The following is a 22,651-nucleotide window of genomic DNA, read 5'->3' on the forward strand; positions in this document are numbered from 1 at the left end:
AGAATTGAGCCCCGTTTGGGCAAGTAAGCCAAGGCCTCGCAGGAGGCACGGGAGTGCATGAGTCAATGCGCACGTTTGCATCATGAACGCCGGTTCGAGCCTTAGCCGGAAAAGAGTCGTTACGCTTGCGGCTGCGGCGATCGCGCTTGCCATTGGGGCCGTCGGCGCGACGCGGTTGCTCGCGTCACATGGCAAATCCATGGAGATGTCGAGCCAGGCCAAGGTAAAGCCGCCGCGCTACGTTCCGACCGCATCCGAGCTGGCCACGCTCTCGATTGCGCCGGTGACGGAGCGGGTGTTTCGTGCGGAGCACGTCACGGAGGGCAAGATCGCCGTTAACGAAGACAGGTCCACGCCGATCTTCTCGCCCTATGCGGGCCGTGTCGTGAAACTTCTGGTGAAGCCCAGCGATGTCGTCGAGCGCGGGCAGCCGCTGTTCGTGGTCGAAGCCACCGACACCGTGCAGGGCCTGAACGATTTCGTGACGGCGCTCGGTAGCCTCAATACTGCGCGCTCCAAGCTCAACCTCGCGCAGATCGTCGAGAAGCGCGCCAACGATCTCTATGCCGGCAAAGCGGTGCCTCTCAAGGACTGGCAGCAGGCGCAGGCCGATCTCATCACAGCGCAGAATGACATGCGCTCGGCGGAGACCGCACTCGAGGCGGCGCACAATCGGCTGCGCATCCTGGGGCGGTCCGAGGATCAGATCATCAAATTCCAGGAGACGCGCCAGATCAGCGCCGAGACGCCGATCACTTCGCCAATCGGCGGGACGGTCGTGCAGCGCAAGATCGGTCCCGGCCAGTTCATCAGCAGCAGTGCCAGCGATCCGGTGTTCGTGATCGGGGACCTCTCGACGGTCTGGCTCACGGCCTTCGTGCGCGAGAGCGAGGCTGCGGACATCGCCATCGGACAGGATATCGCCTTTACGGTGCTGGCGCTTCCCGGTCGCGAGTTCAAGGCGCGTGTGGATTACGTCGCCGCCGCGATCGATCCGTCAACGCGGCGTCTCATGGTCCGCGCCACCATCGACAACAGAGACGGATCGCTCAAGCCGGAAATGTTCGCCAACGTTACGGTCTATGCCGGCGAAAACCGTCCCTCAGTCGGCGTGCCGAAGCAGGCTCTAATCTTCGAGGGCGATCGTGTCCGGGTTTGGGTTTCGCGCGACGACGGTTCCGTCGAGCTGCGCGAAATCCAGATCGGGTTGACCAATGGCGACCTCGTTGAGGTGCGCGGCAACCTGAAGGCCGGCGAAAAGATCGTCACGCGCGGAAGCCTGTTCATCGACCGTGCCGCTTCCGGCAGCTAACTCAAGGCAAGCCGGTTCACATGGAACGTCTCGTCGCCTTCGCAGTCAGTCGCCGCTTCCTCATGGTCGGCCTGTTCGCCGCCATGCTGGCCGGCGGCCTGATCGCGTTTCAGCAGCTCAACATCGAAGCGTATCCCGATCCGACGCCGCCGATGGTCGACATCGTGACGCAAAGTCCGGGGCTGTCGGCCGAGGAGATCGAGCGCTACATCACGATCCCGCTGGAGACTCAGGTTGCCGGCATCAAGAACATGAAGGTGATCCGGACCATCTCGTTGTACGGCTTGTCCGACGTCAAGCTGCAGTTCTCATTCGACTACACCTACGAGCAGGCCCTCCAGCAGGTTCTGAACCGCCTCTCGCAATTACCGCCGTTGCCGAACAATGCGCAGCCGCAGATCTCGCCGCTGAGTCCGATCGGAGAAATCTATCGCTACCGGCTGGTGGGGCCGCCCAACTACTCCGTGCTCGATCTGAAGACGTTGCAGGATTGGGTCCTGCAACGGCGTTTCCGCACCGTCCCGGGCGTGATCGATGTAACTGGCTGGGGTGGCAAGACCAAAACCTACGAGGTTGAGGCTGATTTCAACAAGCTCGTGGCGAACGGCTTGACGCTCCCGCAACTTCAACAGGCCATCAACAACGCCAACGTCAACGTTGGCGGCAACACCGTCAATATCGGCCCGCAATCCGCCGTTGTTCGCGGCGTCGGCCTGATCCGTTCGATCCACGCGCTCGAAAATACGATGGTGGCCTCCAATGGCGGCACGCCGGTGCTGGTCCGCGACGTCGCGACTGTCACCGTCGGCGAGCAACCGCGGCTCGGGATCGCCGGCCAGGATCAGGACGACGACATCGTTCAGGGCATCGTCCTGATGCGCCGCGGAGAGCAGAGCTCGCCGACCATTTCGCGCGTCGAAGAGCTCGTCGCCAGCATCAACAATTCGTCGATCCTGCCCCCTGGCGTGCGCATCGAGCGCATCTATGACCGCAAGGACCTGATCCAGACCACGACCCACACCGTGCTGGAGAACATGGTGGTCGGAATCGGCCTGATCGTGCTGTTGCAGTGGATCTTCCTTGGGGACCTGCGCAGCGCGATGATCGTCGGCGCAACGATTCCGTTTGCATTGTTTTTCGCGGTCACCATCCTCGTGCTGCGAGGCGAATCCGCCAATCTGCTATCGGTCGGGGCGATCGATTTCGGGCTGATCGTGGATGCGACCGTGATCATGGTGGAGGCGATCTTCCGGCGCCTGTCGCATACCGAGCGGCTGACGCCGGGCGAGCGGGCGACGATCTCGTCGCGCACCGTCATGGACATGAAGCATCATGCCATCCTGACGGCTGGCTCCGACGTGTCGCGCTCGATCTTCTTCGCCGCAGCCATCATAATCGCGGCCTTTTTGCCGCTGTTCACCTTGAGCGGCGTCGAAGGCAATATTTTTGGTCCGATGGCACGGACTTATGCTTATGCCCTTGCAGGCGGCCTGCTTGCAACCTTCACGGTCACGCCGGCGCTGAGCGCCATTATCCTTCCGGCCCATGTCGAGGAGACCGAGACGTTTCTGATGCGTTGGGTGCATCGGCTCTATATGCCAGTGCTGGCGCGATCGCTCGCACATCGCCGCGTCGTGCTGGCGGGCGGCGCCGTCCTGGTCCTGATCACGGTCGTCGCCGTGCGATTGCTCGGGCTCGAGTTTCTGCCCAAGCTGGAGGAGGGCAATCTCTGGATCCGCGCAACCTTGCCGCCGACCATCTCGCTCCAGGAGGGTAACTCCTACGTCAACCAGATGCGCAAGGTGATCGCTGCCCGGCCAGAGGTCGAGTCGGTGGTATCGCAACATGGCCGGCCAGACGACGGTACCGACGCCGCCGGCTTCTTCAACGCAGAATTCTTTGCGCCGCTCAAGCCCGCCAAGGAATGGCCTGAGGGCGAGGACAAGGACGCGCTGACCGCCATGCTGCTGGGGCAGCTTCAGGAAAAGTTTCCGGGCGTCGAGTTCAACTTCTCGCAATATCTCCAGGACAATGTCTCGGAGGCCGTGTCGGGCGTGAAGGGCGAAAACTCGATCAAGCTGTATGGCAGTGACCTCCAGGCGTTGACGGACACCGCAAACAAGATCAAGGCGCAGCTCGCCACCGTTCAGGGGATCACTGACCTTGCGGTCTTCACCTCGCTCGGCCAACCGACCATCCAGATCGATGTCGACCGTGCCCGCGCCGCGCGGTACGGGCTGTCGCCGGGCGATATCAATGCGACGATCAAGACCGCGATCGGTGGCGACAGCGCCGGGGACCTCTACGAGCCGGGCTCCGACCGGCATTTCCCGATCATCGTCCGCCTTGCACCACAGTTCCGAAAGAGCGCCGAGGCAATCCAGAATTTGCGAATTGGGGCGCAGGGGCCGAACGGCGTCACGCAGGTGCCGCTGAGCGAAGTCGCGACAGTCAAGGTCCTGTCCGGCGCCGCCTATATCTATCGTGAGCAGCAGGAACGCTATCTGCCGATCAAATTCTCGGTGCGCGAGCGCGATCTCGGCAGCGCCATCCAGGAGGCGCAGGAGAAGGTCGCGGCCAACGTGCAATTGCCGGCGGGCTCGCATCTCGAATGGGTCGGCGAATTCGGCAATTTACAGGATGCGATCCGGCGGCTGTCGATCGTGGTGCCGATCAGCCTCGCGCTGATCGCCATGCTGATCTGGTTCAATTTCGGCTCGATCATCGACACCGTCCTGACCATGAGTGTGATCCCGATGGCCGTGCTCGGCGGCATCCTGGGCCTGCTCGTGACCGGCATTCCCTTCAGCGTCTCGGCGGCAATCGGCTTCATTGCACTGTTCGGCATCTCGGTGATGGACGGAATCATCATCCTGTCCCAGTACAACGCGCTGATCGACGAGGGTATGGAACGCGGTGCCGCGATCCTCCGCACCGGCGAGCTTCAGCTTCGTCCGGTGCTGATGACCTGCGTGGTCGCGGGCATTGGGCTCTTGCCCGCGGCGCTCTCCAGCGGCATCGGCTCGCAGGTGCAGAAGCCGCTTGCGGTCGTGGTTGTCGCCGGAATGATGCTGGCGCCGATCGTCATTCTGGTCACGCTGCCAGCACTGATCTCGATGTTCTCGCGGCGGACCCGGCCGGGCCTGGCGGCGCAGCCTCAGTTGGCGCCGGCAGAATGAGGTGGGGCGTGCGTAACAAGATCGTCAGGGGGGCTGTGCGAGCGTCCGGCCGGACACTGGTACTTTTCCTTGCCGGGGCGGCGATGACGGTTTGCGTGCCATCGCGCGCGGAAACGCTGTCCGAGGCGTTGGTCCGGGCCTATCAGTCGAGCCCGCAGCTCAACGCCGATCGTGCCCGGCAGCGCGGCACGGACGAGAACGTGCCGCAGGCGCTCGCCGGCTACCGGCCGCAGGTGGTCGCGAGCCTCAGCGCGGGTTTGCAGGCGGTCAGGAATACGCTGCCCGACAATACGATCCAGGGCGCGACGCTGCGTCCGTGGACGATTGGCGTGACCGTCAGCCAGGTTCTGTTCAACGGCTTCAAGACCGCCAACAGCGTGCGCGTCGCCGAGTATCAGGTTCTGTCGGGGCGCGAGGCGCTGCGTAACACCGGGCAGGGCGTGCTGCTCGACGCCGTCACGGCCTATATGAACGTATTGGCCAATCAGGCCCTGGTTGAGGCGCAGCGCACCAACGTCGCAGTGCTGCGTGAGATCCAGGCGACGACGAAGAAGCGTCTCGATGCGGGCGATGTGACGCCGACCGATACGGCCCAGGCCGAGGCGCGCCTCAGTCGGGGCCTTGCCGATCTCAATGCCGCTGAGGTGACGCTTGCCATCAGCAAAGCGACCTACGTCCAGGTGATCGGCGGGCCGCCCGGTCAGTTGACGCCGGCCACGCCGGTCGATCGGTTATCGCCAGTGACGATGCCGGCATCGATCGAGACCGCCAATCACGAGCATCCGGCGGTGCTCGGTGCGGGCTACGATGTCGACGTCGCGCAGACCACGATCGAGGTCGCAGAAGGCAGTCTGCTCCCGACGGTTGCCGTACAGGCGAACGCCAGCCGCTCCAAGGATTCGGATTCCACGCTGAGCACGTTTGCGACCAATCAGGCCTCGATCCTCGGCCAGATCAACGTACCAATCTATGACGGCGGTACCGCGGCCTCCCAGACGCGCCAGGCCAAGGAACTCGCCTCGCAAAGCCGTCTGGTGCTTGAGCAGGTCAGGAGCCAGTCGCGGACGGCGGTTGTCGGCGCGTGGGTGTCCAATGAGGGCACCAAGGTCGCACTGACAGCGGCCGAGTCGGAGGCGAAGGCGGCAGACGTCGCATTGCAGGGCGTCCGCCGCGAGGCGGCCGGTGGCCAGCGCACCACGATCGACGTGCTCAACGCCCAGCAGGACCTCACCGCGGCCCGTTCGCGTCAGATCCAGGCGCAGCGCGACCGGGTGATCGCTTCCTACACGCTGCTCAGCGCCGTCGGCCGGCTGGATGTCCGCACGCTCAATCTCGATACGCCGGATTATCTGCCGGAGGCCCACTATCACCAGGTGCGCGACGCTTGGCACGGCGTACGCACACCATCCGGACAATAGGCGTTCGCGCCGCAGGAGGAATGAGCATGATCGGCGGAAGGCGCGCACTCCCGGCTCTCGTTGTTGCCGTCGCGGCCGTGCTGGCCTCCACTTTCGTAGCCAACGCACAGGGTTTTGGCCGAGGCCGCGGCAACTCAGGTCCGCCCGTCGAAAGCCGGCCAAAGGTCGACGAGAAGGCTTACAAGGCCGCGCTGGACAGGATTCCGGTGCCTGACGAGAAGTACGATCCCTGGGGTGGCGCCCGCGCCACTGATGCGGCAAAGGCGTCCAAGAAGAAGAACTAGCGCACCGCCGGCCGACGACCGTTCGCCAGCATTGCGACGACCGTCATGGCCGCCAAATGTCTGCCGTTGCTCGCGACGGCGACTGATGAACTTCGGTTCTCGGGCAGTCGTGCCCACTATGCGGCGCCTATATGAGCGGACGCCGGGCTATCTCGATTTCCTATCCGATCACCCACATCATGCTTCCATGCGATATCCGTTCGTGGAGGCCAGGGTGCCTAGGCGGCGATCACATCGCAGCCGGTTTGCCCTCGAGGATCGAACCAATTCATTCCGGATTGACCGCGATCTCACTCCCAAGAGTGCGAACCAAGAGTGCGAACGCGGGTATCGGCGGCGTCTGGCTTCGGGGGCAATATGGCAAGGGAATCGTTCGCTAGGCTGATGCTCCTCACTTATCGCGCCCTTGAGGTGCTGATGACGTTCCTGTTCCCGGCCTGGTACGGACCGTCCGCCAGATACCGGCCGGAAAATCATTACATGCGCGGCCCAGGGCCGAAATGGCGTGCGAAATATCTGGCCGAGTCTGTCTCTCCCCCCACGCGGTCGATCACCTCTTCGCGTCCTCGACAGGAATGATCGCGCGCTCATGGCTGACCCGCGGCGCTGCCTCAGCCAGCCGGAAGATCAAATACCTGACAGTCCGGGCGACGGCGCGCTTCGCGCGACGTTGAATTTGCCTTTGATGCGGCTCACATGTGGATGGAGTTGTTGTATGCTCGGTTAGCTATCAGCGCCGCAAGCACACGCTGACGGGCTTGCTTTTCGGCCGACGTGTGTCGCCTGCCAGGCGGGAGTTCAAGTGGTGACGGATGTTGAATCGAAGCTGCCGCAGGACATCGCGCCGGCGCCTGATGCCGAGCCCCTTCTGGGTCCGGTAGCATCGGAACTGGCGCGCTACGTTGCTTCAATCGCCATGACCGCCGCCGCGACGGTCGTCGCTGTCGGTATTGACAGCAGCGTCACTATCCCCAACCTGTCGCTTATTTTCGTGCTTCCAGTGATCATCGCAGGGGTGAGTCTCGGCCTCGGTCCGTCACTCTGTTCGGCGATATCAGGTGCTCTGGCATTCAATTTCTTCCTGACCGAGCCACGCTACTCATTGGCGGTCGATGACCCCGCGAACATCTGGGCGATTGGACTGCTGTTCGTGGTCGGGGTCATCGTGAGTGCAGTTGCCTTCACCTCCCGGCAGAGGGCGACCGAAGCGAGGCTGTCAAGAAGGCGCGCGACCTTGCTGCAAGGCTATTGCCGTGATGTCGTCGCGGCCGACAATACGAAGGCGATCGTCTCGGTTACGTCCCGGGCACTGGCAACGCTCTTCCAGGTTCCCGTCATCGTGATGCTCGTTACGGAGGGCAGGGTGGTTTCCCTCGAGCAAGTCGGAGACGTGGAGCCGCAGGAGGCCGAGTTGGAGGCGGCACGATCGTCCCTGGCGACTGGAACTGTCATACGCAGTGGCATCTATCCCAATCTGGCCTCCCGCTTTGATTTCTGGCCCGTGGAGACCGACGAAGGCCGGAATGCCGTGGTTGGACTCGCATTCGACCCTGATGAACGCCCTTCCTCACCGGATGCGCAGATCGACGTCGTCGTGCGCATCCTAGCCTTGGTGCTTGACCGTCAACATGCGCGGGTCAAACGCGATGCCCGACCGTCAGATTGAATCCGAACCATCCCGCGCTCCAAGCCTGCAACAAAATGAAGGCAGGCGATTTAAGGTAACGGGGTGGTGCACACCGCTCGACAGGTTTGGAGGAAGCTCGTTGTGAGCGTCGTAGCAGCCCATTTGTATCGTCATGGCAAGAAGGCAAAAGCCGTTTCATTGGACGAGCCTATCGATTGCAAGGGCAAATCCGAGTTTGTCTGGATCGGGTTATTCGAGCCTCCGGAACGAGAGCTTGAACAGCTCGAGAAGAACTATGGGCTTCATCCTCTTGCGATTGAAGATGCGCTGAAAGCGAACCAATTGCCGAAGGTCGACGTTTATGGCGACCAGCTGTTCGTGATGACGCGCACCGCCCATCTCGAGCACGACCGCATCGCCTATGGTGAAACCGCAATTTTCGTCGGGAAGAATTTCATCATCACGGTTCGCCATGGCTCGGCGCGCGCGCATAGCAATCTCCGCGCCCAGCTCGAAGCAGCCCCCAGCCTGCTGGGCTATGGCCCCGACTACGTTCTCCATGCCATCCTCGACTTTATCGTCGACGGCTATCTTCCGGTGGTCGAGACGATCGAGGAACGCGTTCTCACCATGGAGCAAAGCGCTCTCGACAGCTTTCTTAGCCGCGCGGACGTCAAGCGGCTCTTCGGGCTTCGCCAAGAACTGATCCGCTTCCAGCGAATTATCGGCCCGATGACGGAGGTCTGCGGCCGGCTCGTTCACCTCGAGACGCCGTGTCTTGACGCCAACGCTCGGCCTTATTTTCAAGACGTCCTGGACCATGTGCGGCGCGTCGAAGCGATGGTGAACTCCCTGCGAGATGTTCTGACTTCGGTTTTTGAGGTGAGCAATCTGTTGGAGCAGCAGCGTCAGGGCGTGATCACGCGGCAGTTGGCCGCCTGGGCCGCCATACTGGCCGTACCGACCGCGATTGCCGGAATTTACGGCATGAACTTTGAAAACATGCCCGAGCTGAAGACGCAATACGGCTACTTTGTCGTCGTTGGCATTATCGTCGTATTGTGCGGTGTGCTTTACCTGCGTTTCAAGCGCGCTCGATGGCTTTGACGCTAGTGGCTCGTCGCATTTGCCGAGTTGGGCCATTTCATAGATCGCACCGCGGCAAAGCTCAGTTGTGGAAATTCGGAGAGCTCGCGACTCGTAGACATCTGCCACCAACACAAGATCGCCGTGAGCGCTGCGTACCACCTCTTCCCACTTGTGATCTCCCGCAAAACGTGCCGGCCAAATGTCGACCCGGTTTGCGCGAATTCGCCTTCAATGTGACCCGCGTAAAGGGCGAGCGCTGCGCGAGTGACGTGTACATGGGGTTTTCGTGTGCGTGGTGAGAATCCGAAGGCCAGATTTTCGCTTCCAATTCGGACATGGATGAGCCTAGAAGGAGCAATCTGCGAAAGCCTCGTCGTGCCAAATTTCTCAGTCGATCCAGTCACATACGGGGTCGATCCTAGATAAAATAGTTCAATAAAATGAATGACTTGCGTTGGAAATTTTCCGTGGCACCCATGATGGATTGGAGCGAGAGTTCAGGTTTTTCAAGTGGTTCGAAGGCGGCGTGTGCGCGACGTGTGCACCGAGAGATCAAGAAAAATCTTGCGACAGCCAGTATGAGCAGACCCTCATGCGCGGCCACGCCTTCGGCAAGCATGACGAGCAGCTCGCGCGAATTGCGCTGCCAGTAGCCGCCGTGCAGGGAGACCGGGCAGGGTGCATCACACTTGGCGGCTGGCTAGGGGCGATCTTGCTTTTCGTCCCGAGCTGCGCATGCAACGTCGCCTCGGACAGTTTCCCCGCCTCGACATGGGCTCGCAGACTGCAGAACCTGCCGCAGTCGCACTGGCCCCAATCGTCGGCAACCAATTTTGTCATTCTATCCGTCAGCGACAGGTCGACCGCGCTCATCGTGCCGATAGAGAGAATAGGGCCTCCGAAATTGTGAGTTCAGCTAGCTCAAATTTGCCGATGTTGTCAGTTCACGGCAACTCCGGTCTTCTCGAGCTGCGGCCAGTTCAACGGGCATCACCGGTCGTTCTGCCGCGCTGCGACGATGATACGATCCAGAATCTGGTCGAGGATCGGCAACGATGTTGCGAAGTTGAGCCTGACAAACTGCGAGCAACCGGGGTCAAAGGTCGCGCCGGCACTGAAGCCGAGCCGGGCTTTGCTCAGGAAGAACTGGAATGCCGCCGCCGACAGACGGAGTTCGCGGCAGTCGAGCCAGGCTAGGTAAGTGGCTTCCGGAGCATGGAAGCGGATCTCCGGCACTTCCGCCGCGAGCACATATACGACGCTGTTCCGGGCCTTGTGAAGGTGGTCCATCACGGCATCGAGCCAGGGCTGGCCTTCCGTCCATGCGGCCACCGTTGCGTCGGCGCCGATGACATTGGCCTGACCTGTCAACCGGAGCGGGATACGGTTGTGAAACCGCTTGCGCAGGTCGTCACTACCGAAGGCGATGACCGCGCAGCGCCGCGACGTCATTGGCTCCTGCAGGATGATAGATATCCCTCTGCCGCGAATTCGTGCGCCCGTCGAAGTGGGTTGACCTCCATCGACGCGACCAAATGGTCCCACCACTCGAGGTCTTACGGGAACGTTGAGCCCCACTTGATATTGCCGGTGGCCGTCCACCAAGCCGTCGGTTCGCAACTGTAAAATTTTCGGTTCTGCATGCGGCGACAAACCGAGGCCCACGCTCAGCAGCGGACATATGCTGCCGAAAATTACCAATATACGCCAATCGAAAGCCGAGCTTCGCGTTAGAAGCTCATATCACGAGACCGACACTTATTGCGGCTTCCATTTGCCGCGAAACTCTCTCGGTGTAATTCCGGAAAATCGTCGGAAAGCGCGAGTGAAGTGCGCGGGGTCGGAGTAGCCCGAGGAAAATGCAACATCGATAATCTTGGCATCGGTGTCGCGAAGAAGTTTAGCGGCGTTTTCAAAGCGGGCCCCGTCAAGGAGATCAGAATATGAAACACCCGCGCTTGAAAGTTTGCGCTGAAAGCTTCTGATGCTGATGCCAGCCATCTCTGCGATTTCTGCGATAGTTGGAATTCTATCGTCTAGGTAGGATGGCAGCATCAATTTAACTGCTGAGACGATTTCGTGGCCGGACGGCCCAAGGTCGTCGCTATGCGAAGGCGCCGGCGTCTCGACTGCGAGATTGGGGAGATCCAGGAATGATACGGGAATATCGATCCACGAGGAATTCTGATCCGACATAAAGCGGGTATTTTGCCAGAACGACCGAGTCTCAAGGCTCGGTTCATAGCGGGCCTCGAAGGCCATCGTCGCCGGAACCCAGTGGGGGCCGGAAAAATGCCTTACGATATGCATCACATAAACGTTCTGAAGCCACTGCGAATGCTCAAGATGCGGCACCCCAGACGTGTCCGCGAGCTTGCTGCAAATTCTCACGTGATTGTCGTCGCGCTCCAGCCACACACTCACGGTCGTGTCTTCAATCGACGCCCATTTGCACAATTGCTGCAAGGCAATGAACAGCGTCGGGGAGAAGCGGATGATGGCGCGTATCTTCTTGCTCAGGTGGCCGAAATGCAGTTGGCGAGCAGCTTGAAATCCAATGTCTGTGATGCCTTGCGACCGCTGTGCGGCTTCCGCGAAACGTATGGCCAGCAGGATTGGAATATAGTGCTCAGGCTTTTCCTCTAAAGAAGCCGGAAGGCGAAACTTGGTCAGCAACGCCTCCGTTGGAGCACCAATCGCATCACAAATGGCAGCAAAAGGAATAATGAATTGGCAACGGGTCAAAGGAATGGTCATTTTTCTGTCTCGTGCAGAATTTGAGTTTCGGCGGCCTCTCCCGTTTCGAGATGCGGCTTGGCTGAACTGTCGAAAGCCTAACAGCTCTCGGTTGGCGCGTATTGCAAAATGTTGCCCGATGCATTTGGAGGCGGAAGGGGGGAGGGTCAGGGTTGACCCGCTGGGAGCAGGCGCGCTGTTCGGTTTCGGCTTGGCGGCTTATGGCAAGACCGCTCACGATTCCCCACTCATGCTCCAGCAAGAAGAAGGCTAGACGAGGCGTCACGGCGCTGCTCTTCACCAGATGTCTTCGGTCCCATGAAGCCAGTTCAAATACCTTCCCGATACTCGGTGCGGGCAGCGATTGCTGCCTCACTGTGTCACGGTGACGCAGCCCTTCTACACACAGCACTCCAGCTGGGGTTGAGCCCGCGCTCGTTGCAGCGTCATCTCGCCGGAATGGGCACCAGCTACAGTGACATGGTTGCGGAAGTGCGCCTCGATACAGCCTGCTACCTGCTTCTAGAATCCAACGAGCGTATATCGGACATCGCCTTGCGCCTCGGCTATGCGGGAACGAGCAGCTTCAGCCGTGTCTTCATGCGTTTGACAAAGATACAGCCTGTCATCTATCGGCGGCAGCGAGCTGTTCAAAGAAATGGCAAGTCCCGACTCGGAAAGGAGCCGCATGCGGGCAATCAGCAGAATCCGTCGCGATTGGCGCGAAATGGCAAGACATCTTCCTTGCCAAGCCGGAGTAACGTCGCGCGCCCTAGACGAGGGAAAAAGCGTTCTAACGGCACTGACTGAAGAACGTTAGCGTCAGCCTGCCACCGCTGCGACAGGACAAACGATGTTCATCATTCTCGTCAGCTACCTTATCCTGATCTGGCTGGCATTTTCAAAGTTCAAGCTGATACGACTGACTTGGTCGTCTGGAACCGTCGCTGCCCTTGCAGGCATTGCCATTCTCGCCGTCTTCATGGCGATGCTGAATTATCTCACCCCCAACGGGCGCGTCGTGGTCGTATCACGCGTCGTGGAAGTGACGCCCAACGTCAGTGGTGAGGTGATTGCAATCCCCGTCAAACCAAACGTGCCGGTAAAGGCCGACGCGGTCTTGTTCGAAATTGACCCGACGCCGTTTCGATACAAGGTCCGTCAGCTCGAAGCTGCACTAATCGCCGCTCAGCATCAGGCCGAGGTGCTGAAGGCGAATTACGATCAGGCCAATGCCGACGTGGCGGGTCTTGAAAAGCAGGTCGCCTTTCATGAAAAGAGGTTGAACGATATCGCCTCCCTGACGAACAGCGGAGCCGCTACCTCGTTTCGTGAACAGGATACGCGCGAGCAACTCGATATTGCGATTGCCCAGTTGCAGTCCGCAAAGGCGCGTCAGCGGAGCGCGAAGGCCTCGTTCGAATCGTCGATCGGCGGTGTCAACACCACCGTGGCGCAGACTCATGCGCAACTCGATGACGCAAAATGGGAGCTTGAGCAGACGACGGTCAAGGCGCCCTCGGACGGCTACGCCAGCGTCCTGGCACTCGCGGTCGGTGCGCGCGCCCTGCAGGCGCGTGCGGCGATGTCCTTTGTCGTAGAGTCCGACATTTCCATTGTCGGTGTGTTTTCGCAGAATGGCTTTCGCACCATTAAGCCCGGCGCGCGGGTGAGACTCGTTTTCGACAATGACCCCGGACGCATCTACGAGGCCACGATCACGGAGATTCCGGAGGGCGTCGGGCAGGGGCAGATTGCGGTATCAGGGACGCTCGCTCGTGTCGGATCAATCGGCGGTACGAGCGCCTATCCCGCGGTGGTTTCGCTTCCAGCGAATGCCGACCGCTCCATCTTGCGCCTCGGTACGTCGGGCACGGCAACGGTGTTCGCCGAAAATGCGGGTCCCATCGGGCTCATCGCCCGTATCGTGCTCTGGGTCCAGTCCTATGCGGCTTATCTGTAAGAATTCGATAGCGATCCGGCAGCAAGAATTAGCGAAGGCCGCAGCCATTGGCGTGAAATGGCAAGATATCGTCCCCGGTTGCCGCGAAATAGCGGCGGGAAAACCACCTCCCGGTGCTCACCGGATGCCAGCAACGATGGTCTGAGTTGGGGCGGAGAGCATGACACGGGACACAGGGATCTGGCAGCCGAGGTGCCCCGTTTGAGGGCACGACTTCGGCCTGCCGCCGTGCGGACAGGATATAGAAAGGTGAACCAATGACAATACTGCGTGCCGCTCTTCTCGCCATTGCCGCTGCCGGCATGGTGTGTGTGCCGACGATCCTTTCCGCTCAATCGGCAGCCGAGCCGAAGCCGCACATGCCGTTGGAGAAATCCATCGGACAGTCGAAGCCGGAAGTCGTTCCGTCGTTGTTTGTTCTCAACTCCAAGGGCGCCAGCCTGAAGGACGGAAAGCTCGTCCTCGCCGGAGTTTCTCCGAATGCCATCGTATTTGCGGATCGCCCTGTGCGGTCTGCCGGGCATGATCTGACGACGCGGATCGTCGAGGATTGGGGCAGCGGCAGTGACAATTTCGCAAAGGATCCGCCGAACGCTACGGTGTCCGGATTCAAGAAGGACGGATCGGCTGTCTTCGACGCGGTGGTTGTGCTGAAGTCGCCGAAGCTCGAAGGCGACAAGCTGACTTTCGACGTCGATGTGCTCGAAGGTGATCTGGCAGGAGCCGATGGACCGGCATCGATCTTCATCGACATCATTGGCCGGCCGCTGACGCCGCTGTCGTTTGCTGGTGTCGCCCGCAGAACGGCCTGGCGCGGCGCTTACTATCGCGGCGCTGCTGTTGCCGGGGCCGCGGCTGCCGGAGCGGCTGCTGTGGCTGCCTATCCTTATTATTATGCGCCGCCGCGCTGTGGCTATTACCCCTATCCGCCTTGCTACTAGGGAGCCGCGCGACAGTCCGAACGACGTTATGGCAAGAGCAGGCCGGGCGTCGCGATCATGAGTATGTGGTAAGCTTGCAGGTTGGTCGCAGTCGCGCCGTTCGCAAGCGCGGAGGCGGTGGTCGATATGTCGGTCGGCATATCAACCAATAAACTGCAATGGATGTTCTGATGTCCGAATGCAGATCGATTCGACAACTCAATCGAACAATTAATGGAGTACGGCAAATGTTGACGAAGCGAGATTTACTTCGCTCCACCGCGGTGATCGCCGCCGGCGCCGCGATTGCGAGGCCAAGCGGCGTGATGGCACAGAGCTACCCTGGCATTATCGAGGCCAAGGACATCGCCGAAGCCGGATTCATCTACGGCCTGCCGATCGTGATGAACTACGGCATCATGTACGAATACGCCATCGACCGCAACTCGGGACAGTTCAAGGCGCCGTTCAATCAGATCAAGAACGAATCCCACGTCTTTACTTATAAAGATACCGCCGTCATTTCACCGAACAGCGACACGCCCTATTCGGTTGTGTGGATGGACCTGAGGGCGGAGCCGATGGTGCTTTCGGTCCCGGCGGTGGATCCAAAGCGCTACTACTCTGTCCAGCTTATCGACGGCAATACCTTCAATTACGGTTATGTCGGCAGCCGCGCCACTGGAAGCGATGCTGGCGACTACATGGTCGTCGGACCGGAGTGGAAGGGGACAACTCCCGCCGGAATCAAGAAGGTGTTCCAGTCGGGCACGCTGTTCTCGCTCGCCCTGTACCGCACCCAGCTTCTTGATCCGGGCGACATCGACAACGTGACGAAGGTGCAAGCCGGTTACAAGGCGCAGCCGCTTTCCGCCTATCTGAAGCAGCCGGCGCCGCCCGCTTCGCCGGCCGTGAGTTTTCCGAAGATCGACAAGGAACTCGTGAAGACGAACTTCTTCGAGTATCTCGATTTCTGCTTGCAGTTCGCGCCGGCGCTCGAGAACGAGAAAGATATCCGGGCGAAGCTCGCGCGCATCGGTGTCGGGAGCGGAAAGACCTTCAGCTTCAGGGATCTCCCGCTTGAGCACAAAGCCGAGATTCTCATTGGAATGAAGCAAGGAGAACGAAAAATCGACGAGGCCATCGACAAGGCCGGCGTGTCGGTCGACGGATGGCGGCTCAGCTCCCTCTTTGGCGACGCCGCATTCTTCAATCGCGACTGGCTGAAACGCGCCGCAGGCGCCAAGGCGGGCATCTATGGAAACGATGCGGTGGAAGCGACCTATCCGCTCGGAAAATTCGATTCGGAAGACTGGCCGCTCGACGGCAGCCAGCATAACTACACGCTGACTTTCCCGGCCGGTCAATTGCCGCCGGTCAACGCCTTCTGGTCGGTGACAATGTACGATGGCAAGACCCAGTTGCTGATCGAAAATCCGATCGACCGCTATCTGATCAATTCGCCGATGCTGCCGACCTTGAAGAAGAACGCCGACGGGTCGCTGACGCTTTACATCCAGCACAAGTCGCCGGGTGCGGACAAGGAATCGAACTGGCTGCCGGCGCCGAACGGCCCGATTTATACGGCGATGCGGCTCTACTGGCCGAAAACAGAAGCGCCTTCGATTCTTCCGGTCGGCAAAGGGACGTGGCAGCCGCCTGGCATCAAGCGGACTTGACGGCACTTGGACCAATCATGCTGCGCGGAAAATGACTTGAGCGCGCGAACTCGTGCCGGCCTTTTTTGGCGGGCGCGAGTTCGAGCGTGACTCACAGGTTCCAAAGCAGCAATCGGAAAATGTTGAGCAATTGCACACAGAGCACTGATCCTCTCGCTGCAATACTCCGCCTGGCGGCAATACAATCGGCGCGCGCTCAGACCAACCTGAGCGCCTGCGTAGATAGCGAAGGACATGTCGACATTCAGGCGCTGACCTGCGCTCAACTTGCGGGCACCTGGCAGGAAGACGCGGATATGTTCCCAAGTGGTTGGTACGACGGTCTCGCCCGTATGCATCGTCTCAACGTCAGGAGAGCGAAAGAAGCGGAGCACGAGGTCATACCGTACTGCAAGGCCAAACCCAGCAAGCCGGTCGTCGAAGCGATTGCTGTCGTGTTCAAGGATATGCGCGCGATGCTTGGTATCAAGATGACACCGCGAGCCGATAGAAAGCCGAGTGGGAGGAGTTTTCCGTTGGCGGCTGTTAGCGACGTACCATTGCTCAGCCTTAGCTTTGACCAATATTCTGACATGGTTATTGGGGCGACGGTGGATTTCCTGCTGACTGGTCCCAGTCAAGCCCCTTGGTCGGTTGGTCATTGCAAATTGGGTTCGATCGTCTTGCAATTTGGCGTGGAGGGAGGCTCCAAGATTTTGCACGGCGTTTCGCATCCGGATACTTTGAGCTTTATTTTCCAGGGCGAGCAAATTGCCGATCGTCTGATTTTTGACGGTCAAGTCCTTCAGCCTCGGGACTTTGTGGTGCTTCCGCCTGGGAGCGATTTTACGTTCGCGTCGTGCGGCATCCATCGTTGGATGTCGATTTCGATGCGTGTTGGGTTGTTTGAAACATTGTCTATTAAGACCGGCAGAAAACGTCTCGCATGGCTCGAGAAGGAAAAGCGCGTCATTTCGCCCCCGGAACAATTGTTCGAATGTTTGACTGCGGCAGCCGCGAGCACCGCCGTGCTTATGCGCGAGAAGCAAACGTCGACGCTCCATGGATTTGGTGTCGCCAGTTTAAATGCATTGATCACCGCAATTGCGGATTTGGATAGCGAAATGCGTCCCCCAACAGAAAAGTCCCGATTGCCCAGCGACACCGTGGCAAAAGCTTTGAAGTATGCCCGTGGTCAGAAATGGGGAGGGCTTCAGGTTGCTGACCTGGCCCTCGCTGCTGACGTAACAAGCCGGACACTGTTGAGGACGTTCCGGCAGCAGCTGGGCGTCGGGCCGGCAAGCTATCTTAAGCTACGTCAACTCAACATGGTCCGCCGTGCACTCCGCGGAAAATGTGTGCCGTCAAGTAAAGTCACAAACATCATGAGCGAACACGGCGTTACTGAATTCGGTCGTTTTGCCTCGGAATACAAGGCCCTTTTTGGCGAGCGCCCATCAGAGACGGTGGCGAGGTCGCGGGTACAAAGAGCGGGATGACGCGATGCGCTTGAGCCGGCGTCATCGGCCGCAGCGCGCAAATTCACTAAGTGCAATTCGCGCCTCCGAGCGCGCCTAAAAGAAGCGCGGACGCAACCGCCTGCGAAATGGCATTCGACACGTGGTAGGCCGCCTTGTTCAGTGACCGGTTTCCGACGAAGCATTTGGCTTCAAGACTGGCCTTGAGGTCGGTTGATGCTGCCGAAACGGAAGCGTCGCACTGCAGTGTACCGAATTTGCAACGGGCCAACTTCTTTCTTCGGTTGTCCGATTTTACATAGCGACCGGTAGTTGACCCAAATATTTTCGGTACAGGCCCTCGAACTTGCGGCTGATGTGTTTCCAAAGGATTCAAAAATGAAAAAGATCGTACTCGCGGCTGCTGCGTTCGCTGCATTCGCAGCCCCTGCGTTCGCTGCCGACCTGCCGCAGCGAACTTACGCCCCGGTCAAAGCCCCCTTGATGGCTGCAGTCTACGACTGGACCGGCTTCTACATCGGCGGTAACGGCGGATATGGAACGAGCCGTAATTGCTGGAGCGTCGTACCGGCAGGTGGCGCGGTCATTCCCGACGGTTGCCACAGTCAGTCGGGAGGCGTCATCGGTGGACAGGTCGGTTACCGTTGGCAGGCTGGTCAGTTTGTGTTCGGTCTGGAAGGCCAGGGCGACTGGGCAAGCATGCGCAGTTCACACGTGAGTGTTGTTAATCCGCTTCTTACCGATTCTTCCAAGGTTACTAGCTTGGGCCTTTTCACCGGCCAGGTTGGCTACGCCTGGAACGCAGCGTTGCTGTACTTGAAAGGCGGCGCGGCGGTGACGAACAACAACCTTCTTCAAGCGACCACGTTTGGAGGCGTTGGCCTGAACTATGCGACCTCAACCCGTTGGGGCGGCGCCATCGGCGTTGGGTTCGAATACGGCTTCACGCCGAACTGGTCGGCAGCCATTGAATACGATCGCTTGATCATGGGGAATGCCAACAATTCCTTCTCGGTACCGGCAGGCGCTGCTGCTGTGGTCAATCAGATCAGCCAAGATGTGGATCTGATCACAGTGCGCGTGAACTACAAATTCGGTGGACCCGTCGTTGCGGCATACTGATCTTTGCTGGCTAACGCAAAGGCCGGCTTGGCAGCCGGCCCTCGTCGGCCTCTTGGTCCTTTTGGAGCGGAGTTTTCGTGATGAACGACATGAAGAAGTTTATTATTGGAGCAGCATTTGCTGCAGTCAGTTCTACCAGCGCCTTTGCGGCAGACCTTCCTGTGCAGGCCTATAAGAGCGCGCCCGTGGTGGCCCAGGTCTATAACTGGACCGGCCTCTATGTCGGCGTGAACGGAGGTTACGGCTGGGGCTCGCAAGATCCGCTGACGCTTGTCTCTAACAGGTTCGACCGTACAAGCTTCAATATCAGTGGCGGGATGCTCGGCGGCACCATGGGCGCCCAGATCCAGCAGGGGTATGTGGTGATCGGCCTCGAGGGTGATCTTGATTGGGCGAACATCAAGGGCAACGGCATCTCAAATCCGGCTATTGCTGGCATTGGGCAGGGTATTGCGCTCGATATCGCGTCCAAGGTCAGCGCCATTGGAACGGCAAGAGCACGCGTTGGCGTCGCTTTGAATAACTCGCTGCTCTACGTAACCGGCGGTGCGGCATTTGTGAAATCGAGCGCCAATGGCACCTCAATTGCGGGCTTGCCTTGCGGTACGCTTGGTGTGCTCCCGAATTGCGCGGCCTCCGCCTGGCGCCCTGGCATCGTTGCAGGCCTGGGCATCGAATATGGCTTCACACCTAACTGGTCCTTGAAGGGTGAATATCTTTTCACGCAGGTGGTCGGCACGGGCGCAAGCACGGACAAGCTCAACACCTTCCGCGGCGGCATCAATTATCGATTTTGAAATGGAAGATGCGGGGAGGGCGTTATTATGAGTCCTAAGGCATTGGCTCTTTGTGCAACGTTGGTTGCACTTGCCGGTCCTGCTTCGGCCCAGACGCCAACATGGACCCAGACGGGTATGCTTAGCTGTAAGCTTAACCCGAGCATTGGCTTCATTATCGTCGGACACCAGTCGATGGAGTGCCGCTTCGTGCCATCCATGCCCGGTCCCCCACAACTTTACGAGGGCGCCCTCAACACTGTGGGAATTGATATTGGGATAATCGGTGGCGGCGCTTTGGCTTGGGGCGTTCTGGCGCCCAGCGCCGGCGTTCCTGCCGGCGCTCTGGCTGGCACCTATGTTGGTGCAAGCGGTGATGTGGCGTTGGGCGTTGGTGTTGGGGCAAACGTTCTGGTCGGCGGATCCAACAGAAGCTTCGCACTGCAACCGGTGTCGGTCGAGGGCTCGGTCGCGCTGGATGTCACACTTGGTCTGTCAGCGCTTCAACTGCGATCGGTTCCTTGAGCAAAGCGCGCCTGCCGCGGAACACCCAAGTCGAACAAGAGATAGAGGATTTATAATGCGGTATTGTTACCTTCTTGCAGTTGCCATGACAACCGCTTGCTCCGGCGCTCTCGCCCAGACGCCGCTGTCGACCTACGTCGACAGCAACGGCTTCATCGATGTGCAGAAGCTGACATGCGCCCAACTCGCGGGTACCTACCAGGAAGACGCGGACGCTCTGACGTCCTGGTACAGCGGTTGGTACAACGGTCTGGCCAAGAAGCACTACCTGGATCTCAGGAAGGGAAAGGTCGTGGAGCATGAGGTGATCCAGTACTGCAAGGCAAATCCTGACAAACTCATCATCGAAGCCATCGCTGTCGTATTCAAGGATGAGCGGGCGAAACTGGGAATTCGGATGAAGGCCGATTGAGAGAAGAGCGCCATTCGTTAGGTCTGGTGTTCGATGATAGGAGACCTGCTGATGTTGCCCATTGCGAAGCGTACAGTTGCCAACGTGCTGTTTGGTGGTTCAAACCGCACCATTGCACTGCAGCCACTCTCGGTGGAGGGGCAGGCGGGCATCAATGTTTCCTTGGGGGTATGCGGCCTGATCCCGGCGTTCGTATCGTGATGCCATGAGCACCCCCGCAATCAATCTGTGGCCACGATGGCTCAGGATATTGATTGTCGGAGCAGCCACGGCCACGGCGATTGGCAGCGGATGGTTCGCATATCGCTACTTCGCAAAGCCTGTTGTGCTCACCGTGGCTGCCGGGTCGGCCGATGGCGAGTCGCTGGCGCTGATCTCGGCGATATCAGCGCGCCTGTCGGCGTCGAACTCTCATGTCCTGTTGAAGGTCAGCGATGCCGGAAGTTCAGCGAAGGCCGCCGAATTGTTGGCGGCGGGCAAGGCCGATCTTGCAGTCGTTCGCGGCGACACCAGAGGCCTGGCGGACGCGCGGAGCGTTCTGCTCCTGACCCATGGGGTGGTCCTGATCGTGACGCCCGCGGCTGTCAGCGCCGACAGCCTCGGTGACCTACACGATACAACCATTGGCGTCGTCGGCGGCGCCATCAACGCTCCGACAGTTGAGGCCCTCAAGCAGGTGTATCAATTCGACCGCGCCAAGGTCACCTTTAAGAATGTTGCCATCAACGACACTGCGGCGTCGCTCGCATCAGGAAAAGTTCACGCGTTGCTGGCCGTTGTTCCGCTAACGGAGAAATACCTCGCCAAAGTTAGGCAATTCTTTCACCAGGAACGCGCCAAAGGGGCGGGGCTAAAACTGATCGAAATCGAGTCGGCTGGCGCGGTCGCCAACGTCGCGCAGTATTACGAGAGCTATGACATCCCGAAGGGCACCTTGCGGGGCGCTCCGCCGGTTCCGTCCGATGACCTGACGTCGCTGCGCTTGTCGTATTTTCTCGTCGCCAACAAGTCAGTCAATGCCGACGCCATTACCGATCTGGCGCAGTCGCTGGTCGATGCAAAACGGGATCTGCTGTCACAGTTTCCGATATTGGCCCAGGCCGCGGCGCCGAGCACGGATGCGGACGCGTTGATCCCGATCCATCCGGGGGCTGCGACCTATTACAATGGCAACCAGCAGAGCTTCTTCGACAAATACGATGACAAGCTTTACTACGGGTCGCTGCTGCTCGGCTCTCTGATCTCCATCCTCGTGGCAGCCTGGCGTTTCGCCCGCTCAGGCCGCGGACCGGAAAGTATGCTGGAGCCGCTTTACGAGCTTGGCAACGAAATCAGGATGGCGAAGAGCGAGGCCGAACTGGACCAAATCGAACGGAGAATTGACAGCATCCTCAAGGCTGAACTCGCCAGAAATGCTGGCGGTGAGGGCGCCGACGGCGCCGAGATGGCCGCGCTAGGTCTTGCCTCTCAACGGCTCCAATATCTGATGAGCCATTGCCGGACCCGGCTCGGCCACACATTGGCTCGCCCGGCGAGCAACTAGCGCGTGCACGAACACTCACGCTGCTGGGCAAGCGCCGCATCCTTGATCTGGATCAGCGCGGGCGGCGACTATACTCCGGCCGCCTTGTCGGCTTGCTCGATGCACGAGCCGTGCCAGGCATACTTCCCCGTCCGTGCAATAGGGATCGCTTCGCCGTTCCGGCCATCAAGCGTGGGATCGATCCCGTCCATAGATGACCGTCCGTTCCGAAAAAGCGGCGGTATCTTCAGCGTTTGATGGACGATCGATAAAGGCATTCCGACAAAGAGAAATTCTGTAGTGATCTCAATCGCCCGAAAAGCAGGCAAAACGTCCGAATGAGTGCTGAAAGCACCCTGGAAATTCGAAGACTTCCAAGCTGAATATCGCAAGTCGTAGGGGTCTCAAGCCGCTGACTCGAAGAGTAATTTGAGATGGTTGCAGGTCCAGGATTCGAACCTATCGCGGCCGTCTCGTCGGTGGACCTACGTGATATAGTACGACGTCCGATGACACTTCCTGAAACTAGCTCAAACTTGCCCATGATGGATTGGAGAGATAGTTGAGCGTTTTCAACAGGATAGAATGAGGTGTGTGCACGACGTGTGCACCGAGAGATCCCAGAAAATC

The 22,651-nt window shown here is 59.6% G+C and carries 19 protein-coding genes and 2 pseudogenes; 17 read left to right on the forward strand and 4 right to left on the reverse strand.

Going from position 1 to position 22,651, the window contains the following annotated elements:
* Positions 1 to 82: 82 nt before the first annotated feature.
* The 6 genes from AB7535_RS09200 (at position 83) to corA (ending at position 8,927) form a co-directional block, all read left to right on the forward strand.
* Complete coding sequence (locus tag AB7535_RS09200) at positions 83 to 1,312, forward strand: efflux RND transporter periplasmic adaptor subunit (RefSeq protein WP_085404144.1); 1,230 nt, start codon at positions 83 to 85, stop codon at positions 1,310 to 1,312.
* 20 nt (positions 1,313 to 1,332) lie between these two features.
* Entirely contained in the window at positions 1,333 to 4,491 is a 3,159-nt protein-coding gene (locus tag AB7535_RS09205) for an efflux RND transporter permease subunit (protein ID WP_085404143.1), read from the forward strand.
* 83 nt (positions 4,492 to 4,574) lie between these two features.
* Positions 4,575 to 5,909: a TolC family outer membrane protein gene (locus tag AB7535_RS09210; protein WP_094184388.1), complete on the forward strand. Its 1,335-nt coding sequence runs from the start codon at positions 4,575 to 4,577 to the stop codon at positions 5,907 to 5,909.
* Between the two features lie 26 nt (positions 5,910 to 5,935).
* On the forward strand, positions 5,936 to 6,193 hold the full coding sequence (locus AB7535_RS09215) for a hypothetical protein (RefSeq protein ID WP_085404141.1): 258 nt from the start codon (positions 5,936 to 5,938) through the stop codon (positions 6,191 to 6,193).
* A gap of 805 nt (positions 6,194 to 6,998) precedes the next feature.
* Entirely contained in the window at positions 6,999 to 7,859 is an 861-nt protein-coding gene (locus tag AB7535_RS09220; protein ID WP_244623267.1) for a DUF4118 domain-containing protein, read from the forward strand.
* A 102-nt stretch (positions 7,860 to 7,961) separates the two neighbouring features.
* Positions 7,962 to 8,927 (forward strand): magnesium/cobalt transporter CorA, encoded by a 966-nt coding sequence (gene corA / locus AB7535_RS09225; RefSeq protein WP_085404139.1) that lies wholly within the window; start codon positions 7,962 to 7,964, stop codon positions 8,925 to 8,927.
* A 574-nt stretch (positions 8,928 to 9,501) separates the two neighbouring features.
* Here corA and AB7535_RS09230 read toward each other — a convergent pair.
* From AB7535_RS09230 to AB7535_RS09245, 4 genes and pseudogenes are all read right to left on the reverse strand, one after another.
* Positions 9,502 to 9,609 (reverse strand): annotated as a pseudogene (locus AB7535_RS09230) (alpha/beta hydrolase); the annotation flags it as partial.
* Positions 9,610 to 9,632: 23 nt separating this feature from the next.
* A pseudogene (locus tag AB7535_RS09235) lies at positions 9,633 to 9,791 on the reverse strand (ornithine cyclodeaminase family protein); the annotation flags it as partial.
* A 108-nt stretch (positions 9,792 to 9,899) separates the two neighbouring features.
* Complete coding sequence (locus AB7535_RS09240; RefSeq protein WP_439037280.1) at positions 9,900 to 10,361, reverse strand: hypothetical protein; 462 nt, start codon at positions 10,359 to 10,361, stop codon at positions 9,900 to 9,902.
* A 306-nt stretch (positions 10,362 to 10,667) separates the two neighbouring features.
* Entirely contained in the window at positions 10,668 to 11,666 is a 999-nt protein-coding gene (locus AB7535_RS09245; protein ID WP_439037281.1) for a helix-turn-helix domain-containing protein, read from the reverse strand.
* 297 nt (positions 11,667 to 11,963) lie between these two features.
* Here AB7535_RS09245 and AB7535_RS09250 point away from each other — a divergent pair, with 297 nt between their 5' ends.
* The 11 genes from AB7535_RS09250 to AB7535_RS09300 all read left to right on the forward strand — a co-directional run bounded on the left by AB7535_RS09250 (position 11,964) and on the right by AB7535_RS09300 (position 22,042).
* Entirely contained in the window at positions 11,964 to 12,455 is a 492-nt protein-coding gene (locus tag AB7535_RS09250) for a helix-turn-helix domain-containing protein (RefSeq protein ID WP_439037282.1), read from the forward strand.
* Positions 12,456 to 12,498: 43 nt separating this feature from the next.
* The gene (locus AB7535_RS09255; RefSeq protein ID WP_439037283.1) at positions 12,499 to 13,608 is read left to right on the forward strand and encodes an HlyD family secretion protein; all 1,110 of its coding nucleotides are present in this window, start codon (positions 12,499 to 12,501) and stop codon (positions 13,606 to 13,608) included.
* 257 nt (positions 13,609 to 13,865) lie between these two features.
* The gene (locus AB7535_RS09260) at positions 13,866 to 14,549 is read left to right on the forward strand and encodes a hypothetical protein (protein ID WP_439037284.1); all 684 of its coding nucleotides are present in this window, start codon (positions 13,866 to 13,868) and stop codon (positions 14,547 to 14,549) included.
* 227 nt (positions 14,550 to 14,776) lie between these two features.
* Positions 14,777 to 16,207 carry a DUF1254 domain-containing protein gene (locus tag AB7535_RS09265; protein WP_439037374.1) on the forward strand — a complete coding sequence of 477 codons (1,431 nt, stop codon included), beginning with the start codon at positions 14,777 to 14,779 and terminating at the stop codon, positions 16,205 to 16,207.
* Between the two features lie 119 nt (positions 16,208 to 16,326).
* Positions 16,327 to 17,685: a helix-turn-helix domain-containing protein gene (locus tag AB7535_RS09270; RefSeq protein ID WP_441279789.1), complete on the forward strand. Its 1,359-nt coding sequence runs from the start codon at positions 16,327 to 16,329 to the stop codon at positions 17,683 to 17,685.
* Between the two features lie 357 nt (positions 17,686 to 18,042).
* Positions 18,043 to 18,786 carry an outer membrane protein gene (locus AB7535_RS09275; RefSeq protein ID WP_439037286.1) on the forward strand — a complete coding sequence of 248 codons (744 nt, stop codon included), beginning with the start codon at positions 18,043 to 18,045 and terminating at the stop codon, positions 18,784 to 18,786.
* Between the two features lie 80 nt (positions 18,787 to 18,866).
* Entirely contained in the window at positions 18,867 to 19,583 is a 717-nt protein-coding gene (locus AB7535_RS09280; protein WP_165123304.1) for an outer membrane protein, read from the forward strand.
* Positions 19,584 to 19,610: 27 nt separating this feature from the next.
* On the forward strand, positions 19,611 to 20,087 hold the full coding sequence (locus tag AB7535_RS09285) for a DUF992 domain-containing protein (protein ID WP_085402258.1): 477 nt from the start codon (positions 19,611 to 19,613) through the stop codon (positions 20,085 to 20,087).
* A gap of 85 nt (positions 20,088 to 20,172) precedes the next feature.
* Positions 20,173 to 20,499: an HdeA/HdeB family chaperone gene (locus tag AB7535_RS09290; protein ID WP_245344133.1), complete on the forward strand. Its 327-nt coding sequence runs from the start codon at positions 20,173 to 20,175 to the stop codon at positions 20,497 to 20,499.
* A 51-nt stretch (positions 20,500 to 20,550) separates the two neighbouring features.
* Positions 20,551 to 20,700 carry a DUF992 domain-containing protein gene (locus AB7535_RS09295; protein ID WP_439037287.1) on the forward strand — a complete coding sequence of 50 codons (150 nt, stop codon included), beginning with the start codon at positions 20,551 to 20,553 and terminating at the stop codon, positions 20,698 to 20,700.
* A 4-nt stretch (positions 20,701 to 20,704) separates the two neighbouring features.
* Positions 20,705 to 22,042, forward strand: a complete 1,338-nt coding sequence (locus AB7535_RS09300) for a TAXI family TRAP transporter solute-binding subunit (RefSeq protein ID WP_439037288.1) — start codon at positions 20,705 to 20,707, stop codon at positions 22,040 to 22,042.
* Positions 22,043 to 22,651: the final 609 nt, after the last annotated feature.

Origin of the sequence: Bradyrhizobium sp. 956_D2_N1_4 (assembly GCF_052076025.1) — a bacterium.
GTDB classification, from domain to species: domain Bacteria; phylum Pseudomonadota; class Alphaproteobacteria; order Rhizobiales; family Xanthobacteraceae; genus Bradyrhizobium; species Bradyrhizobium barranii.

Coding starts and splice junctions, on each gene's coding strand:
- AB7535_RS09200 (WP_085404144.1), top strand. CDS start 83: ATGAACGCCGGTTCGAGCCTTAGCCGGAAAAGAGTCGTTACGCTTGCG.
- AB7535_RS09205 (WP_085404143.1), top strand. CDS start 1,333: ATGGAACGTCTCGTCGCCTTCGCAGTCAGTCGCCGCTTCCTCATGGTC.
- AB7535_RS09210 (WP_094184388.1), top strand. CDS start 4,575: ATGACGGTTTGCGTGCCATCGCGCGCGGAAACGCTGTCCGAGGCGTTG.
- AB7535_RS09215 (WP_085404141.1), top strand. CDS start 5,936: ATGATCGGCGGAAGGCGCGCACTCCCGGCTCTCGTTGTTGCCGTCGCG.
- AB7535_RS09240 (WP_439037280.1), bottom strand. CDS start 10,361: ATGACGTCGCGGCGCTGCGCGGTCATCGCCTTCGGTAGTGACGACCTG.
- AB7535_RS09245 (WP_439037281.1), bottom strand. CDS start 11,666: ATGACCATTCCTTTGACCCGTTGCCAATTCATTATTCCTTTTGCTGCC.
- AB7535_RS09250 (WP_439037282.1), top strand. CDS start 11,964: ATGAAGCCAGTTCAAATACCTTCCCGATACTCGGTGCGGGCAGCGATT.
- AB7535_RS09255 (WP_439037283.1), top strand. CDS start 12,499: ATGTTCATCATTCTCGTCAGCTACCTTATCCTGATCTGGCTGGCATTT.
- AB7535_RS09260 (WP_439037284.1), top strand. CDS start 13,866: ATGACAATACTGCGTGCCGCTCTTCTCGCCATTGCCGCTGCCGGCATG.
- AB7535_RS09265 (WP_439037374.1), top strand. CDS start 14,777: ATGTTGACGAAGCGAGATTTACTTCGCTCCACCGCGGTGATCGCCGCC.
- AB7535_RS09270 (WP_441279789.1), top strand. CDS start 16,327: ATGTTGAGCAATTGCACACAGAGCACTGATCCTCTCGCTGCAATACTC.
- AB7535_RS09275 (WP_439037286.1), top strand. CDS start 18,043: ATGAAAAAGATCGTACTCGCGGCTGCTGCGTTCGCTGCATTCGCAGCC.
- AB7535_RS09280 (WP_165123304.1), top strand. CDS start 18,867: ATGAACGACATGAAGAAGTTTATTATTGGAGCAGCATTTGCTGCAGTC.
- AB7535_RS09285 (WP_085402258.1), top strand. CDS start 19,611: ATGAGTCCTAAGGCATTGGCTCTTTGTGCAACGTTGGTTGCACTTGCC.
- AB7535_RS09290 (WP_245344133.1), top strand. CDS start 20,173: ATGACAACCGCTTGCTCCGGCGCTCTCGCCCAGACGCCGCTGTCGACC.
- AB7535_RS09295 (WP_439037287.1), top strand. CDS start 20,551: ATGTTGCCCATTGCGAAGCGTACAGTTGCCAACGTGCTGTTTGGTGGT.
- AB7535_RS09300 (WP_439037288.1), top strand. CDS start 20,705: ATGAGCACCCCCGCAATCAATCTGTGGCCACGATGGCTCAGGATATTG.